18 protein-coding genes are annotated in these 16700 nt (G+C 58.8%); 12 read left to right on the forward strand and 6 right to left on the reverse strand.

What is annotated here, in order from left to right:
- Positions 1–30 precede the first annotated feature (30 nt).
- Positions 31–663, reverse strand: coding sequence for a site-specific integrase (locus NJQ98_RS00935; RefSeq protein ID WP_262174694.1), 633 nt, complete (start codon positions 661–663; stop codon positions 31–33).
- A 14-nt stretch (positions 664–677) separates the two neighbouring features.
- Positions 678–866 carry a hypothetical protein gene (locus NJQ98_RS00940; protein WP_262174696.1) on the reverse strand — a complete coding sequence of 63 codons (189 nt, stop codon included), beginning with the start codon at positions 864–866 and terminating at the stop codon, positions 678–680.
- Positions 867–1157: 291 nt separating this feature from the next.
- On the opposite strand from NJQ98_RS00940, the gene NJQ98_RS00945 reads away from it, so the two are divergent.
- From NJQ98_RS00945 to NJQ98_RS00975, 7 genes are all read left to right on the forward strand, one after another.
- Positions 1158–1880 carry a DUF8102 family protein gene (locus tag NJQ98_RS00945; protein ID WP_262174699.1) on the forward strand — a complete coding sequence of 241 codons (723 nt, stop codon included), beginning with the start codon at positions 1158–1160 and terminating at the stop codon, positions 1878–1880.
- A gap of 134 nt (positions 1881–2014) precedes the next feature.
- A complete protein-coding gene (locus NJQ98_RS00950) occupies positions 2015–2605 on the forward strand; it encodes a DUF7342 family protein (protein WP_262174702.1) in 591 nt (196 codons plus the stop codon).
- A 3-nt stretch (positions 2606–2608) separates the two neighbouring features.
- Positions 2609–3085, forward strand: coding sequence for a toxin-antitoxin system TumE family protein (locus NJQ98_RS00955; RefSeq protein ID WP_262174705.1), 477 nt, complete (start codon positions 2609–2611; stop codon positions 3083–3085).
- A 385-nt stretch (positions 3086–3470) separates the two neighbouring features.
- On the forward strand, positions 3471–4577 hold the full coding sequence (locus NJQ98_RS00960) for a hypothetical protein (RefSeq protein ID WP_262174709.1): 1107 nt from the start codon (positions 3471–3473) through the stop codon (positions 4575–4577).
- Between the two features lie 6 nt (positions 4578–4583).
- The gene (locus NJQ98_RS00965) at positions 4584–5735 is read left to right on the forward strand and encodes a hypothetical protein (protein ID WP_262174711.1); all 1152 of its coding nucleotides are present in this window, start codon (positions 4584–4586) and stop codon (positions 5733–5735) included.
- Between the two features lie 4 nt (positions 5736–5739).
- The gene (locus tag NJQ98_RS00970; RefSeq protein WP_262174714.1) at positions 5740–6462 is read left to right on the forward strand and encodes a hypothetical protein; all 723 of its coding nucleotides are present in this window, start codon (positions 5740–5742) and stop codon (positions 6460–6462) included.
- 137 nt (positions 6463–6599) lie between these two features.
- A complete protein-coding gene (locus tag NJQ98_RS00975; RefSeq protein ID WP_262174717.1) occupies positions 6600–6833 on the forward strand; it encodes a hypothetical protein in 234 nt (77 codons plus the stop codon).
- A gap of 188 nt (positions 6834–7021) precedes the next feature.
- Here NJQ98_RS00975 and NJQ98_RS00980 read toward each other — a convergent pair whose 3' ends face one another.
- Entirely contained in the window at positions 7022–7366 is a 345-nt protein-coding gene (locus NJQ98_RS00980) for a MarR family transcriptional regulator (RefSeq protein WP_262174720.1), read from the reverse strand.
- A 101-nt stretch (positions 7367–7467) separates the two neighbouring features.
- Positions 7468–8766, reverse strand: coding sequence for a site-specific integrase (locus NJQ98_RS00985; protein ID WP_262174723.1), 1299 nt, complete (start codon positions 8764–8766; stop codon positions 7468–7470).
- A gap of 367 nt (positions 8767–9133) precedes the next feature.
- Between NJQ98_RS00985 and NJQ98_RS00990 the strand changes: the two genes are divergently transcribed.
- Positions 9134–10381 (forward strand): Zn-dependent hydrolase, encoded by a 1248-nt coding sequence (locus tag NJQ98_RS00990; protein WP_262174725.1) that lies wholly within the window; start codon positions 9134–9136, stop codon positions 10379–10381.
- 83 nt (positions 10382–10464) lie between these two features.
- A complete protein-coding gene (locus NJQ98_RS00995) occupies positions 10465–10908 on the forward strand; it encodes a RidA family protein (protein ID WP_262174728.1) in 444 nt (147 codons plus the stop codon).
- Positions 10909–10961: 53 nt separating this feature from the next.
- Here NJQ98_RS00995 and NJQ98_RS01000 read toward each other — a convergent pair whose 3' ends face one another.
- On the reverse strand, positions 10962–11609 hold the full coding sequence (locus NJQ98_RS01000) for a helix-turn-helix domain-containing protein (RefSeq protein ID WP_262174730.1): 648 nt from the start codon (positions 11607–11609) through the stop codon (positions 10962–10964).
- 379 nt (positions 11610–11988) lie between these two features.
- Here NJQ98_RS01000 and NJQ98_RS01005 point away from each other — a divergent pair, with 379 nt between their 5' ends.
- From NJQ98_RS01005 to NJQ98_RS01015, 3 genes are read left to right on the forward strand one after another with little or no spacing between them, the layout of a single operon-like run.
- Positions 11989–13236, forward strand: a complete 1248-nt coding sequence (locus tag NJQ98_RS01005) for an OFA family MFS transporter (RefSeq protein WP_262174732.1) — start codon at positions 11989–11991, stop codon at positions 13234–13236.
- Positions 13237–13261: 25 nt separating this feature from the next.
- Positions 13262–14242 carry a C-terminal binding protein gene (locus NJQ98_RS01010; RefSeq protein WP_262174734.1) on the forward strand — a complete coding sequence of 327 codons (981 nt, stop codon included), beginning with the start codon at positions 13262–13264 and terminating at the stop codon, positions 14240–14242.
- Positions 14243–14293: 51 nt separating this feature from the next.
- Positions 14294–15472 carry a pyridoxal phosphate-dependent aminotransferase gene (locus tag NJQ98_RS01015; protein WP_262174736.1) on the forward strand — a complete coding sequence of 393 codons (1179 nt, stop codon included), beginning with the start codon at positions 14294–14296 and terminating at the stop codon, positions 15470–15472.
- Here the strand turns inward: NJQ98_RS01015 and NJQ98_RS01020 are convergent.
- Entirely contained in the window at positions 15460–16581 is a 1122-nt protein-coding gene (locus NJQ98_RS01020) for an ABC transporter ATP-binding protein (RefSeq protein ID WP_262174737.1), read from the reverse strand. The two genes, NJQ98_RS01015 and NJQ98_RS01020, sit on opposite strands and share 13 nt — an antisense overlap.
- Positions 16582–16700 lie beyond the last annotated feature (119 nt).

Here is a 16700-nt window from a genome sequence, read left to right on the forward strand (position 1 = left end):
CTCTATCTCGGCGGTCGAATTGTAGAAAACCTATTCAGGATCAGTTGTGAACTGTTGAGCAGGTTCGAGCGAACTGTAGCCCAGTCGCTCCTTAATCTGGGGCGCTGTCCAGCCTTCCCTTCCTAACATCATTCCATGTGTAAACCGGAGGTCTTGTGCAGTTACACGCCGATCCAAGCCTGCTTCATCAGCGAGCTGGTTGAGATGATAGTTGACGCCCCTGTGAGATAGCGGAATGAAGTCGAATCCCCGTTTCCACCAGTCTAGAAGCTCGATTAGCGTTTGGTGGCTTCTGCTGATCCAAATTGTTCGGGTAGCTGCTGAGGTAGTGGCCTCCCAAAAGTCGTCTTCCCGGTGCGATTTATTTCGACATTTAGTACAGGGCTCACCCCTGTCGTTCAGATTTCTCTGTTTTCGATTCCCAGCTCCTGTTGGACCAGCCCCTTTGACGCACTCCTCTTTTTCGGGAATGTTGATTAGAAAGTCTTCGTCGTCCGTTGATAGCCACGACGGACGCATATGATTGTACTCTCCATTCCGCATCCCGGTATGGAGGAGGAACTGCCCAGTTAATGCTCTAACCGGTACATCAGATTGTTCGATTGCCCTTTCGAAGGCCTGTACTTGTCGGGGAGAGAGCGGCGTGAACTCCTTTCCTGCCATTTTTATCACTCCTCTTAACTGTCGCTGACTGACTGAAACTGTTCAAGTTCATTTCGCACCTTATCGACATCTCCATCGTCGCCGTATTCAACAAGAGCAGCAAGACAGAGGCTCCGGACGAATCGGTCGTTACTATGCTTGATGACGTATGCGAGCTGGTCTGAGTTTTCATTCACATACTGGTCCGGATCAAGATCTTCCATTACAAGCACCTCCTATCAGTGAGTTCCCGATTTGACATATTTGTCTCTTGGATGTCGTAGAACCATTCTCTCGACTTTTCTATCGGGTCGGCTTCCTTGGACGACCGCATAATACAACGAAAGAGTGTAGATACGTTGTATCTGATTTGCTAAAAATAGGCTAACGAATGGACCCTAAATGGCTTTCAGAAGTGGTTTTTATGGTGTTGTTTGTCGAAATCCGGCTAATACGCCGTAGACCCCTCCCGACTTTGAACAACCTATTTTACGTATTCACTATACTCAAGGCGTATGGGACAACCGGACGAGTCGAATGGCTTTCTACGTGATGCAGACAAGGATTGGCTACTGGACGAAACGGACTACGACCATCAATCAACGAAATCTCAACGAAAACGAGAGATACGAGAGCATTTCAAAACAGCAATGGAGGATTTCAATCTATTGATGGAGAACTGGGATCGGGATCAGTTGCAAATGGCCTTTGAGGAACTGAGACATTCTGAGAGTAACGAACTTCGAGATCCGACTGACATAGAAGATGTGGCGAACGCTGACAAAGATACAGAAGAGTGGGAAGGCAATCACGCGGTCGAGTGTGTGCGCAATATGGTTGCCCTTTCGTATATTGGATTAGCGCAAATCGATGCAGATCTGGCTTCTCCTGAAGGGGTTGCTCATCAAGCACTGGAATTCCATCGAGCAACAAGGAGGGGGATTCAAGATGGGAAGACCGAATTTGGTCACTCTCCGGCAGCAGTGCTATTGGCGTCAAACGTGCCACTCTGGGAACTGCCAAGCCCGGAAGAATTCACCAAACAGATTGATTATGACGATGTCGGGAAGAAGAACGACATACATCAAGCCAGAGAAGGCACACCCGATTATTACATTTCAAAAGATGTAGCTGGGGACGACTATTATGCAGATGCTGTTGCTTCGATTGGTCAACGTCTCTATTCGCGAAAGCGGAAGGCGAACGTTAGCCTATCTGAATTCCACCTTCAACACTAACGAGATCAACCCCGCAGTACTCTATTGTGGCTATCTCTAGAGGGTCTGCTCCTTTTTCTCACCCTATACGAGAGAGGGGAAGTAAAATAAAATTTTGCCAAAGTACTATATTCCCCCGACTGCTTCGTATCTATATGGACGATCGAGACCCGCCAGAGGAATTTGCGGACGTCAATAAAGCAGTCGGAGAGGAGTGGGAGGCTGAAACGACCCCCTATGAGCGCATTCGGCGGGTCGTTGCGCATACGTATAGCCCTGTCTCGGCTGATGCAGTTGCTGACGACGCACAGACCGCTCCAAAAACTGCCCGCAAACATCTGAATACACTCGCAGAGGAAGGCTTCGTCGAGACAGAGACTGGCGAGCACGGTGCTACGCTGTATCGCCGCTCCCCTGAGTCGCTGGTCGTCGAGCAAGCTGCGGATATCCTCGAGCACGTCTCGACTGACGAACTCATCGCGCGGATCCAGGAGATGCGCGAGCAACTCTCTGAGTATCAGTCAAAGTTTGGCGTCGAGTCACCGGAGGAACTGGCTGTCGATCAGACTAATCAGGCACTCGCTGCGTCTGACTCCACGCCAGACGAACCCGATCCGGAGACGATTCGTGAGTGGAAGACACTCCGGCGAAACCTCGCGTTCGCAAACGCTGCCCTCTCGATCGGGAACGCCGAGCAGTTCGTCGACGGCGATCGTCGCTCCACAGACGATAGCGTCCCCGCGTGAGATATGGCGGGCCCACAGGCGGAGGATCATACCCTCCGTGGCGCAATTGATCGGCCAGCACTGCTTTCAATCCGAGATGTCATCGAGGAGATGGAACCGCTTGCGACATCCCGTCTCGACGACTATCTCAATCCATCAGTACTCGAAGTCTCCCTCGATGACGGGCTTTGTGACGCCGACGGAGCTCGGATCGACGTCCAGTGGACGACGCAGGACGATTACAAGTTCCATTATACGGATACCGCGGACGTGAATCTTCGCTGGGGAAACCATCTCCACGGCGGGGACTACATCCATGTCTCTGGGACAGAACATTACCATCCGCCGCCGGATGCGAGTTCAGATCCTGCTGATGTCGAGGACTCCTGTATCACGCAGTCCCCCGAAGAGTTGGTCACTCGTGCCGTTCTCAAACTCTGGCGAGTCGCATATCATACAGACTCGTATTCTCCGCTAAACGCTGGAAGCAACCCTCCCTGAGACAAAAAACGATTGTACGGCATCACAGAATTCACGGAGAGCAACGAGATGGTTGGAGGCCATCGTTTCACTGGATTCGGCAGTCACCCAGATAGAGCGTCATAAAACCGTTCACACGGTGGTTGTTTTCGGAAGTATCGGAAATAGATTGTCTGCTCAGTATTCCCTATATTGAGCGGTTGGGGGGTCAGCTAATACGTGCGCCAACTGTTCCATGATGCCTGATCTCTAGGCTTTGCCAGCTTATAAGGTGTGGTGGTGAGTAGCATAAAATAGGGAGGTCGCTATCGCCAGTGGCGAGAGTAAGGCTCAAGGAAAAGAATAATAATCAGGCTGGAAGAAAACACGGACCTGTAAACGTATCCTCGACAAAACTCACTGGAAAATGGAACGGACAGGAACTCTTTACGACTTCGCGGAACACGAGACGGAGACTTCCTTCCGTGCATACATTGAAGAGCTTATAGAGGACCGCGAAGAACCTGTCCGGGCCTTAACTGTTATTTCGGAGCGTACTCCGAAGGAGCTCTTCGACGAATACCCGTTAAAGGAATACAGTGTTTCAATCGAGGATCAAGAGATCTTCACGAGCGGCCGCCTGATTAGAGAGATCGAAGGCGAATCGTACGAAGGAGGGTCTCGACAGTTCAAGGATAACTTCTTCATCGTAAGTCACTCCGAGGAGAAGCTATACACCATTTTCACAGTCTCTGACAAGGATTTCTTCGATAAAGCACTCACCCGTTACATCGAGACTCTGCCTTCGGAGATTACTGGCTCTTTCCTGTCCAGCGAAGATCTCCGCCGCCTTATTCAGAACTTCGACAACCGTGTGAACGGTAATCTCGTGGTGAAAAAAGCAGTCCTCAAGTCGACCGGAGAGGACACACAGATTGAATACCACGAGGACAAGCCATACTATGAAGTTTTCAACGAGGCTTCTACTAACGATCTCTACGTCGATAAAATCGAACTCACCGTTCACAATACGGGTACGGCATTCCAGTTCTTCGTGTCTCGTAACGGAGCGACTCGTTACATCAGAGGATCCAGCGACCTCTACTTCAACGTCTTGCTGAATAGCTTAGCCTCCTTCATCTCTGACAAAGGAGAACTCTTCCAAGACCGTGACAGGGAGTACGGGTCCCGAGATACAGACCCAATTAAAATTCAGTACGAAGAAGGCTCGATAACCGGTGTCGAGGAGAACAAACGGCTGATAAAAGCGTTAAAGGGGTTAAAACGCACCTCTGTTACGGTTTACCACGATAATCCGTATATGCACGCATCTGTCCTCGACTTTGACGACGGAACCAGCGTGGATGTTTACCTCACCTCGGACAGCGATATCTCGATTATCCCCGGATTCAACGCCTCGAAAAAGTCTCTGAGCCGGATCTGCGACCAGATTAACAAAGGATTCCTTGAGGGAGAGGTCAAAGCCGAGGAGGAGCAGGAACGCGATTTCGACGACTACTTCTCAGCAGCATAATCACCCGTGACAGAGTCAGATAGTTTCGTACAGTGCGTTGACCAAACCTTCGATAGATTTGAGAGATACGACAGATACGTCGATGTCGTTTCTGCCTGGGAAGAGTTCCTCGATGACCAATATAGCTCTGAGTTCCGAGACTTCAGCTTTGATCGTTTTCCCGAGGAAAGTATCCAGTATAATGGGTCAGAGCTGACTCCCACCTTCACAGCCTATTTCGATGAAGACTACGGCATCCTGTTTGACGTCTACCATAACCTTCCCCGAGACGAAGAAGATCTGAAGGAGTTTTTAGAGGACATCTCCGGTTATGACCAGGGCTACCCGTTCCGGGTCAACGGGTCAGAAACCGAGATACCCGAAAAATATGATATCGCCTTACTCATCAGCAATCAGAATGCTCAGACGGCGGAACACAGGGTCCAGAACTTCCTGTCCAAGGGAGGCCTTCAGTTCGACTCAAATTTAGTACTGCTCAGCTACGATTACGTCGATCAAAACACGAATCCGAAATACGAATTTGGAAGGCTGTCGAAGGTCAATCAGAACTTCCGAGACGATGTGCTCCCGGAACGTAAGCAGATTAGCACCCGTCTTTCCATAGAGGACGGCGGCTTCGAGACTATCGATTCGCCACCTGGATTCTTCGACGACAAGAAATCAACGGGTGTTCTCTGTAACAAGGAACTCTCTGAGCTCTACTTCGCCTGTTACCTCTGGCACAACGTGTTCTTCAACTGTCTTGATGACACTGAGCAGGTCATCTGGCAGGGTAAGAATCCTCGCCGGATTATCGAGTTCAAAATCACGGTTGACGAACTCTATGCGATGCTCAACCGGAAATACATTCCTGGCAACGGAGTTCGGGAAGAGTGGATCCGTTCTACACTGGAGTATCTCGTCGGTGTTGAAGCTGCTGAACAGGTATCTGACGACGAGTACCGGGTTAAGTTCCGCAACCTCCAGGACAAACGCAGAGACCACAAAGACGTTGTCACCCGCCGCTCTGATTTGGCTGACCTGGCGCACATCTTCGCAGAATGGTACTGCGAAAACGCTGTCGACACCGATACTTCTGTTCGGTCAGATGTCCGCGATGATTCTACACAGACTACTATCACGAGTGACCTGACTGAGCCGGAGAAAGGCGAATACTGAATCTATGTCGGAGGTTGAGGAGGAGAAACAGAAGGAAAAGAACGGAGAGGCTTCTGGAGGAGGAGAACAGGCTGTCAGTTCTAAGCGTGATTTGGCGAATAGATATCAGTCGATGGTGGCCGACCAGTTTCAGTCAGTCTCAAACTTCGAAGATAAGGCCTGGAAGGCTATCAGAGCGAATATCGCACTCATCGGGATTTATCTCACAGGTCTCTCGGTCCTACTGCGTACCTCAGATTCGACGCCTAGTATCGCCCTGATTGATACTCCACCGGTCTTGGTCGGGATAGTCGCCTTGTTCGCGTCTCTTGTCTATGCGATTATTGTGATGCTGGGGATCAAGATTGGGTTTGGGCCTTCGACTGATACTGCTGAGTCTTTGATCAAGAGTGAGTTAGAGGCTGATGAGTATGATTCTATCATAGTTACCAACTATGCCAAGACAGTCAACAGCAACTGGGGTGTTTTGGAGGATAAGTCCACGCGACTGAGGAAGTCTTTCGCTCTACTCGTTGTCGGTTTGACCGAGACGTCTCTGGGATTGCTGTTCATCATCTCTCCTTCCCACTCACAAATAGTCGAGATTAAGGCCGGAGCTTTCATCGCTGTCTCAGCGACCGTTGGGTATATCGCATACTACCTCTGGATGAAGGGCTACGAGTCCGAAGATAATGGCGAGGATGAGGAGGATGATGAGAGAGAAGATACAGACTCGGATGGGCCTTAGAAGTAGTTGCCAATACGGTTTCTTTATTTATAGTAAGAGCTGAAACAGCCGGTCAGTACAGATGAGCCACCGATTAATTGGTCCTACTAATGAAACCGCATCAACACTTATCCTCCAACAACTCATAGGTGTCGTGTATGGCCCTCAGTGTTTGGGAAGTGTTCCTCTCCTTATTCAGAGGAGGTGAGGAACCCAAAGAGAAATCCGGTGAGAAATCCGATGAGGAGGAATCCGAGGGGCGCTTTGTTCCATCCCCGCTGGACTTGTCCGTCCGAATCGGTCACGGTGGGTCGGACAGCCAGCGAGTCCGAGAACTCGCCAAAATAAACAAACAAGCAGAAGAAATTGAGGAACAACGACGCGGTAACTAAGCATCTCTACTTACCAATTCAGTTGCCACAGTTCCAGCACCTGTTCTGAATATAGAAATCGCGCTAGCAACTACTGTTAGTACATTGAGCGGTATTCCTGCCCGGCATATAACACCTAGAATGCAGTTCTATACTGAGCACACATGGCGGGACAGAATGCGGTGTTGTAACTGTTCTATGACTTCCTCTCAAGAGGGATCCAAATCCTCTTCCCAATCAGTTGTTGCGTATATATCGTCGTCAGGAGCAGTCTCATGTAGGCGTTTAGCGGCGTCTACTGACTCAAGTCGAGATTTGATATCTTCTGCACGATCTGAGTTGACGTAGTAATCCCCTTGATCGTGTTCAACGAGATTCTTTTCGAGGAGATCATACAGGGTTTCAGTCGCACTTGCTTCCTTGACGTCTGCGTGTACAGCGATTTCAGAGGGAGTGAACCGCTCACCTCGATTGCGTACAAGGAAGCTGAGGGCCTCGTACTCGTCGGTCTCCGGGAGCACTGGGAACGGCTCGTGATCTCGGGAGTCGTCCATAATTCTGTTATTGACTGATCACACTGGAGGCCTGTGAACTATTCTACGATAGACTTATCTCGGTCAACAGGAACCGAAAGTCGATCTCAATTCCCCTCATCTCATTCGACTGCTTCGGTGAAGCTCGCTGCCGCATCGATCAGTTCCGCATCGCCACCAAGTGCTTCGACGAGCGGTTCCATCTCCTCGAGCGTTTCGAGGAGCTCTGGGTTTTCCTGAGCGATTCGGAGTAGCTTCCGCCGCTGTTCGTCTTCCTGTTCTTCGAGTTCCTGTACCGCCTCGGGCTCCATTGCTTGGTGACACCAGACGCAGAAGGGTTCGTCACGTGGAGTCTGCTTATCGCACCGAGGACACGTGAGGGGTGTCCGATCTTCCGTCTTCTCTGTCTGTACCTCGAGCCCTTGAAGCTCTGCGTACTGGTTATTCTCGTTTTCAGGCCCGAACTCTGCGATGTACCGCCGCGCGTGGTCAGAGGTTGGTTTCCTGCCTTGCCGTTCGTTGATGAACGACTCATTCGCTCCCTGTTTGGCGAGCCAGTAGGTGTTTGATTTTCGGAAGTTCGTAGGTGTTACAGGCTTATCGATATCTGCTCGCTCTCCTGCCTCCTTGAATCGGCCAAGGAACGTTTGGTAGCTCGCATTATCATGAGGTTCGTCGAGATTACACCAGAGGAATGCCTCGTCGTCGTCTGGTGCTGGATGCTTACTGAGCCACTGCTGCAAGTAGGGAACGCTGTTAATCAGGGTGACTGAATGCTCCCCTTGTTTCCCGTCGAGACTGATCTGGATTCCGTGGTCTGCATCGTTCACTTGCCCCATCCTAACCTCGTGCATCTCCTCTCCTCGCGGCCCGAGTTCGTGCGCGACTGTGATTAGGGCCTTGTCCCGGGAATTGGTCGTTCCCTCGACCGCCATTCGTTTGGCCTCCTCCCAATCCAGCATATCTGACCGGCTGGGCGAGGGGTCGTAGGAATTACTCGTGCCTGTCGGAACCCAAGCTAACGAGTCCGGCACTTCATCATCTGCCATCTTGAGAGTCCGTTTACCGAAGATACGAATGGCGACCCGATAATCTTGATTCGTCTCTTCACTGTACTCTGGGACGCCTCGTTCCCTGTTGATCCACACGACAACCTCTTCGGCAGCATCTCGACTTTCGAGCGCGTCGGCGAGCCCACCAACCTGTTCCGCCATGATGACGCAGTGACGGAGAAGCTTGAGGTGCCTATAGTCGCCGTACTTCGAGCTAAGTAGGTCGAGTTGCCGGCTGAATTCGAGGAGTTTCTCGGCATCGTCCTCCGATATCGATGGTGCGTCACCGTCGTCAGGAGACTCGTCGCCCATACCTGACCGTTTCTTGATGCGTTTTTGGAGGTTCTCGATTTGGTCTCTGGTTCCCATCTCTGCTTATGTATTTTATACGCTGGGCTTTAACCCTTAGCCCTAAAGCCGGCCCTTGGCTTCTAAACCCGTTCCTGAGCGACGCGAACCAGCGTGGGTTTGAAGCAGGGAACTTCGCTGTGACCGAGGTTCTCATCCGGGACGGGGAGTGCACCCTTACTACCGCCTGCTCGTCTTGGACCGGGACATCGGGCGTGTAATCCGGAACCGACGACATCGGTAGTCCGGTTGCAACCGCCGTTTCAGCACAGTGTTCGAACCGACTACGGGTTGTACCAGTACGGGACCGGGCCGGTAGCACCGACCTAAACAGGACCACCCGAACGGTGGTCACGGATTTATCAGCGGGGCGGCGAAGCGTGGATGTATGCACGTCGACGTGGACCGTCTGCGCGAGGACATCGAGGCGAACGCGCGGTTCGGGGCGGTCGACGCGTCCGAGGGCGTCGGTCGGACCGTTCTGACCGGGAGCGAGGCGGACCGACAGGTCAGAGAGCGCTTCGTCGAGCGGCTGGATGCGGCGGGGCTGTCCGTCCGTGTCGACCCAGTGGGAAACATCGTCGGTCGCTGGGAGCCGGACGGCTGTGACCCGGATGCCGCGCCGGTCGCGGTCGGCAGCCATCTCGACTCCGTCCCACGGGGCGGCATCTTCGACGGGCCGCTGGGGGTCTACGCGGCGCTTGAGAGCGTCCGTGCCATGCAGTCGGCCGATGTCTCCCCCGACCGGCCGGTCGAGGTTGTCTCGTTCACGGAGGAAGAAGGCGGCCGGTTCGGTACCGGGACCCTCGGGTCGTCCGTGGCCGCGGGACAGCGGCCGGCGGCGGAGGCGCTGTCGCTCACGGACGACGACGGCGTCTCGCTCGAAGCGGCGCTCCGACAGATCGGCTTTGCCGGGGACGACACGGTCGAGGCCGGCCGCTGGGACTCGTGGGTGGAGTTACACATCGAACAGGGGACGACGCTTACGGACGCCGGCGCCGGCGTCGGTATCGTCGACTCCATCACCGGCATTACGAACTGCAAGGTGCGCATCACGGGCGAGGCGGACCACGCCGGTTCGACGCCGATGGACGAGCGGACCGACGCGCTGGCGGCCGCCTCGGAGTTCGTCCTCGACCTGGAGCGGGCCGGGCGGGAGTGTGCCGAGACCAGCGACGCCGCGGTGGCGACCGCCGGGAAAGGAACTATCGCCCCGAACGCCCGGAACATCGTCCCCGAGCGCGTGGAGTTGGACCTCGACATCCGGGACAGCGACCACGACACGATGACGCGGATGGTCGAGCGGTGTCGAGAGAGCCTGACGCGCATCGCGGCGGACCGGGGCGTGGAGACGTCGCTGGACCGGTACCGCGACAGCGAACCGACGCCCTGTAGCGACCGGTTTCTCAGTGCGGCCGGGACCGCGGCGACGACGGCCGGCGTCGAGTCGGTACGGCTGTCGTCGGGGGCGATGCACGACACGGCTAACGTCGCCGCCGTCACCGACGCCGGACTGCTCTTTGCGCCGTCGGAAGGGGGGTACTCACACTCCCCGCGGGAGTGGACCGACTGGGACGATTGTGCCGCGGCGACGGCCGTCCTCGCCGAGACAGTCCGTGCGCTCGCGTCGGCCTGAACCGGGGTGTAGTTCCCGTCGAGGGGGGTCGGGCCCCCATCCGGAGGGTGACGTTTTTTCCCGGATATCGGCCATGGTCGGATGTGACCAGTTACGCCATCAATCCCCCGGAGCTGAAAGACGCCCGGGACATCGGATACAACCACGCGCGAATCGACGGCGGGACCTTCTACATGGCCGGGCAGGTCGCCATGGACGCCGACTCGGCGGTCGTCGGCGACGACATCGAGACGCAGGCCCGGAAGGCCTACGAGAACGTCGGTATCCTGCTCGGCGCCATCGACAAGGGCTACGAGGACATCGCGAAGGTGACGACACACATCGTCGACCCCGCCGAGCACTACTACGACGGCTACAAGGCGGTCTACTGGGAGACCTTCGAGGAGCCGTACCCGTGTCACACCGTCCTCGGCCACGACCAGCTCGCCAACGAGGACTACCTCGTGGAAATCGAGGTCGAGGTCCCGCTCTCGGCGGCCGACGTCGAGGCCATCGAGCCCGACGGCGAGACGATACGGGAGCTCTAAGGTCGGAAGCCGTCCCGTCGAGCGTCCGCTCGCGAGTCGGGTCCGGCGGGCTCTCAGAGTTCGCCGATAAATCCGTCCATCAACTTCTTCTCCCCCCGCCGGAGGTGTTCTTCCACCGTCCGTCTGCTGATGCCGAGCTCGTCGGCGATTTCGGCCGTCGTCGTCTCCCGAGGGATATCGTAGTAGCCGTTCTCGTAGGCCGTCTCGATGACCTGGCGCTGGCGCTGCGTGAACTCGGGGACGAGGTTTGCCGGCGCGATGAGCGGCTCACCGTGTTCGACGGTCTGTATCTCCCGTTTGGACTCGACGGTGACGCTTTTCCCGTCCTCGACGAGGTTCTGGTAGAAACTGGATATCTGGGCGGGTTTCAGCGCGACGACCTGAAAGCGCTTCTCGCCCCGCTCGTAGCGGAGCGGGGAGATGAGGAGACAGCCGGCGTCCTGTGCGTAGTCCTCCAGGAATCCGCTCGCCCGCTCGCGGAGACAACCCTTCGTGACGATAATCCCCTCGTCGACCTGACTCGCCTGCCCCTCGACGCCGACGGTAGAGCGGAGCATATCGAGGACCTCGTCGTCGACGGACCCGGCGACGTGGAGCAGGTCCCGGTCGTCGTTACACCAGAGCCGGATAGTTCGGTTCGTCCGGGCGGTGACGTCGCCGAACGTGCTCGAGTCGTTGACGCTGAATGAGGCGGTGTACATGGTTGGGCCGGCGGACGGAGCACTCGTTGTCGACGGTCGCTCCTCACACCGGAACGTGTGTCAATGTCTCCCGATAAATGAAAAGCGTTCTGCTGCTGGCGATATATGGTGCGTGGGGGCGGACGAACGAATCCGTGACACGCCAGGGAGAGTGAACCGAAACCGACAGCGGGCACGATTCGGGATTCTCGAAACCGCTGTGCTTGGGGTGGCTGACGCTCCGGTCCGAGCCGTATTGCCGAGCAGCTTCAGCCCGCATCTGAGGCCACTTCGTCCCGGAACGCGACGCACGTCATCGCCCGCCAGCGAACTATCGGCGTCGGCGCGGTACCAAACGGAGGCCCCATACTTAACGGGCGACCTGGCGCACCCTCACTGAATGCCTCGCCGCACGCTTCCTTTTTCGCCCTGGTGGCTGGTGGTGGCCGCCGCCATCGCGATGGGGTCCGCGGGCCTCTACCAGTTCACGTGGTCCTCCCTCCGTGGCCCTATCGGCGCCCTGTTCGGCGCGTCCGAAACGTCGCTCGGCACCGTGTTCACTCTCTTCATCGTCTTCCAGACGGTGTCGCAGGTGCCCATCGGGTGGGTCCGGGACCGGTACGGCCCGCGGTGGCCGCTCGTCGGCGGCGGGCTCTGTCTCGCGGGCGGCTTCGCTCTGAGCGCCGTCGCGTCCGGGGTCACCGCCGTCTATCTCGCGTACTGTTTCGGCGGCGTCGGCGCCGGTACCACGTACACCGTCGGAATCAACACCGCCATTAAGTGGTTCGACGCGCGCCGGGGACTCGCGACCGGGCTCATCTCCTCGATGTACGGTGCGGTGAGCTTTCTGGCGATTCCACTCATCAGGGAGGCCGTTCAGACTGACGTACGGGGGACCCTGCTCGGACTCAGCGTCGTCGCCGGCGTCGGCGTTTTCGTCGCCGTCCCCGTGCTCAGGGACCCGAGTCGGGCGGACGACGGCTCCGACTCCGAGGAGCGAACGGTGGAGCCGACGGTACGGCGGGATTACGACTGGCGGGCGACCCTTCGCACGTGGCAGTTCTGGCTCATGTACGGGGTCTTCGTGCTGGCGAGCGGCGTGAGCCTGATGGTCGTCGGCAAGGCCGTCTCGTTCGCGACGCAGTTCGGGTTCTCGGCGGCGACGGCGACCGGGAGCGCGTCGCTCATCGCGCTCGCGGACGCGACGGGCATCTTCGTGAGCGGGACCCTCTCGGACCGCTTCGGCCGGGAGACGACGTCGGCCGTCTCGCTCGTGTGTAGCGGCCTCGCACTCGCGGGCGCGGTCCTGGCGGCCGAGGCCGGTGTGGGTATCGCCGTCATCGCCGCGCTGGCGGCGATGGTGTTCCTCCGGAGCCCCGTCTTCTCGGTGTTCCCGCCGCTCGTCGGCGACTACTTCGGGCCCAGGCGGTCCTCGACGAACTTCGCGCTCCTGTACAGCGCCAAACTCTGGTCCGGGGTGGGCGGCGGCATCGTGGCCAGTTCTCTCATCGGCTCCGTCGGGTGGTCCGCGACGTTCCTCGGCGGGGCCGCCCTCGTCGTGCTGGCGGGCCTCGCGACGTTCTTTCTCCGGCCGACCGAGCCGAACGTGGCCGACGGACCGAACCGCCATACGGAGGGTGAGCTATGAGGCTCCGTGTTTGTAACTAGGCCGTATGACCGACACTGTGCGTGCGGTGATGCTCGACCCCGACTGGTTTGGCGATGTGGACGCGGAGCGGCGACACTTCCGGGAGCTGCTCGACCGCGAGGTGACCGTCGAGGGCATCGACTGTACCGAGGCGGAGATACCGGGCGCGGTGGGGGAGGCCGACCTGTTGCTCTCCCACTACACGGGCGTCTCGGCGGCGGCGATGGACGCGACGGGCTGTTCGGTCGTGAGCCGATACGCGACCGGTATCGACGACATCGACGTGCCGGCGGCGACCGAGCGCGGCGTCCGCGTCACCCGCGTCCCCTCCTACTGTGACGACGAGGTCGGCTCGCACATCGTCAGCTTGGCGATGGCGCTCGTCCGCGGGCTCCCGATGTACGACGCCGCGACCGAGAGCGGGGCCTGGCAGTGGAAAGACGCGGCGCCGATACGGCCCCCCGAACAGCTGACGTTCGGCTTCCTCGCGTTCGGTAACAAGGCGCGTGCGGCCGCCGAGCGGGCGGCCGCGCTCGGCTTCGACGTCTGCGCACACGACCCGTTCCTCGACGACGAGGAGATAACGTCGCGCGGCGCCACGCCCGTCGGCTTCGAGGAACTGCTCGATGAGTCGGACGTACTGTCGGTAAATACGCCGCTCACGCCGGACACGGAGGGGATGCTCGACGCCGACGCCCTCGCGCGACTGGACGACGACGCCGTCGTCGTCAACACGTCACGCGGGAAAGTCATCGACGAGGACGCGTTGCTCGCAGCGCTCGAAGCCGACGAACTCCGCGGTGCGGGCCTCGACGTGCTCGCCGAGGAGCCGCCGGCGTCCGGGAACCCCCTGCTCGCGCGCGACGATGTCATCGTGACCCCCCACGCCGCGTGGTACTCCACCGAGTCCGAGGCGACGCTCCGGCGACGCGGCACCGAAATAGCCGTTGCGGCCTACAACGGGGAGCACGTGGATGGCGTGGTCAACCCCGACGCGCTTGAGTGACCGCCGTATGGAGGGGGTGTTGTTTCCGGACCGTCCACACCACCCTGTAGTATGGACGACCTCCCCCTGGCTGCCCGCGCCGAACGGATGCCCCAGTCCGGCATCCGCGAGATATTCGACAAGGCGCAGTCGTACGACGAGCTCCACGACCTGAGCATCGGCGAGCCGGACTTCCCGACGCCGGAGCCGATAGCCGACGCCGTCGCGGGCGCGCTCGGCGACGGCATCGGCGGCTACACCCAGACGGTCGGGCGCGGCGACCTCCGGCGGGCGCTCTCCGAGAAACTCGATGCGCACAACGGCGTCGACGCCGAGCCCGAGAGCGAAATCATCGTGACGCCGGGAGCGATGGGCGCCCTGTTCGCCGCGACACAGGTGCTCTGTGACCCCGGCGACGAGGTGCTCGTTCCGGCCCCCTACTGGCCGAACTACGCGGGCCATCTCGCCGCGGCCGGCACCGAACTCGTCCCCGTGCCGACCGACATCTCGACGGGGTTCACGCCGCGGGCGGCGGACCTCGAAGCGGCCGCGAGCGAGGACACCGTCGGCGTCCTGCTGAACACGCCGGGGAACCCGACCGGGGCCGTCGTCCCGTCCGACCGGCTTGAGGCAATCGGCGATACGCTGCGGGAGCGGGACTGGTGGGCCGTCCTCGACGAGACCTACGAGGACCTCGTGTACGACGGCGCGACCCATCACTCGCTGGCCAGCGACCCGGCGCTGTTCGAGCGCACCGTCACCGTCCAGAGCTTCTCGAAGTCGTACGCGATGACCGGCTGGCGAATCGGCTACGCCACCGGTCCCGCAAACGTCGTCTCGGCGATGCGGGTGTTGCAGGAACACACCGTCTCCAGCGTCGCGGAGCCCGCACAGGTCGCCGCGAAGGCGGCATTGGAGAACCGCTCGGTCGTCACGGATATCCACGAGGCCTTCGCCGAGCGGCGGGAGCTCATCCTCGACCGGCTCAACGACATCCCGGGCATCGACCCCGGCAGCCCCCAGGGGGCGTTCTACGTGTTCGCGGACGTCTCCGAGATCACGACGGACAGCCGCGCATTCACGGAGACGCTCCTGGAAGCGGAGCAGGTCGGAACCGTGCCCGGGTCCGTGTTCGGTCCCGGCGGCGAGGGGTACCTCCGGTTCTCGTACGCGGCGGACGCGGGGACGATATCGGCGGCGATGGACGGGCTCGAACGCGTCGCCGAGTCCCACGCCGACTACTCGGGATAGACGAGCACGTCCACCGGCTCCCAGCCGACGACGGCGGTGTCGCCGCGTTCGAATGTTCGCCCGGGGCCCGGGTCCTGCTGTGTCACGTCGATGGTCGCGTCGAGTTCGGGGACCGTCACGGTGTACTGCGTTCTGCTCCCCTCGAAACCGACCTGTTCGACTGTCGCCTCGTAGCTGTTCTCGGTCGGGACGTCGTCAACCGCGATGACGATGCGCTCGGCGCGGAGCCCGAGCCGGACGCGCTGTTCTAGCTCGAACTCCGCGTCCGTCTCGAACGTTATCTCGCCCCTGCCGACGGCGGCGATACCGTGCTGGCCCTCTTCCCCGGCGATGGTGCCGTCGAGCATCGTCGTGTCGCCGATGAACTCGGCGGCGAACGGCGTCGCGGGATTCGCGTATATCCCCTCGGCGGTGTCGAGCTGTTCGAGCCTGCCGTCGTTGATAACCGCGATGCGGTCGGCCATCGAGAGCGCCTCCGTCTGGTTGTGGGTGACGTGGACGATGGTCAGGTCTGTCTCGGCGTGGATGCGGGTGAGCTCCGAGCGCATCTCCTCGCGGAGCTTCTTGTCGAGGGAACTGAGCGGCTCGTCAAGCAGGAGGAGCGTCGGCTCGTAGACGATGGCACGCGCGAAAGCGACCCGTTGCTGCTGGCCCCCCGAGAGGTCGCCGACGGGCTTGTCGCGGTAGTCGACGGGCAGCCGGACGAGTTCGAGCGCCTCCTCGACTTGCTCGTCGATGTCGTCGGGGTCCTCCCGGCGCATCTTCAGCGGGAACGAGATGTTCTGCTGTACGGTCATATGCGGGAACAGCGCCAAGCTCTGGAAGACGAGACCGATGTCCCGCTCGTAGGGCGGCTCGTCGGATATCGGCTGGTCGTTGATGTATATCTCCCCCTCGCTGGGGGTATCGAAACCCGCAATCATATGCAGCAGCGTCGTCTTCCCCGCGCCGCTCGGCCCCAGAATCGTGAGGAACTCCCCGTCGCGTATCGGTATCGATACGTCGTCGACCGCGGTGAGGCTCCCGAAGTTCTTGGTCACGCCGTCGATGTGTACGACTGACTCGTGCTCCGCCGGTGGGTCCCTGGTATCGGTCTCGCGTAAGGCCATACGAGTGCCGTCCACCTCGCAACAAGTAAGTATGACCCTCCGAATGGTGGGTCACCTAAGTGTCTGAGCGTTGATTTTATCGCCATCTCCCGCCGTCCGCCCAGCGACGACGGCGTTCC

The sequence above is a fragment of the Haloarcula laminariae genome (genome assembly GCF_025457605.1).
In the GTDB taxonomy this organism is placed as follows: domain Archaea; phylum Halobacteriota; class Halobacteria; order Halobacteriales; family Haloarculaceae; genus Haloarcula; species Haloarcula laminariae.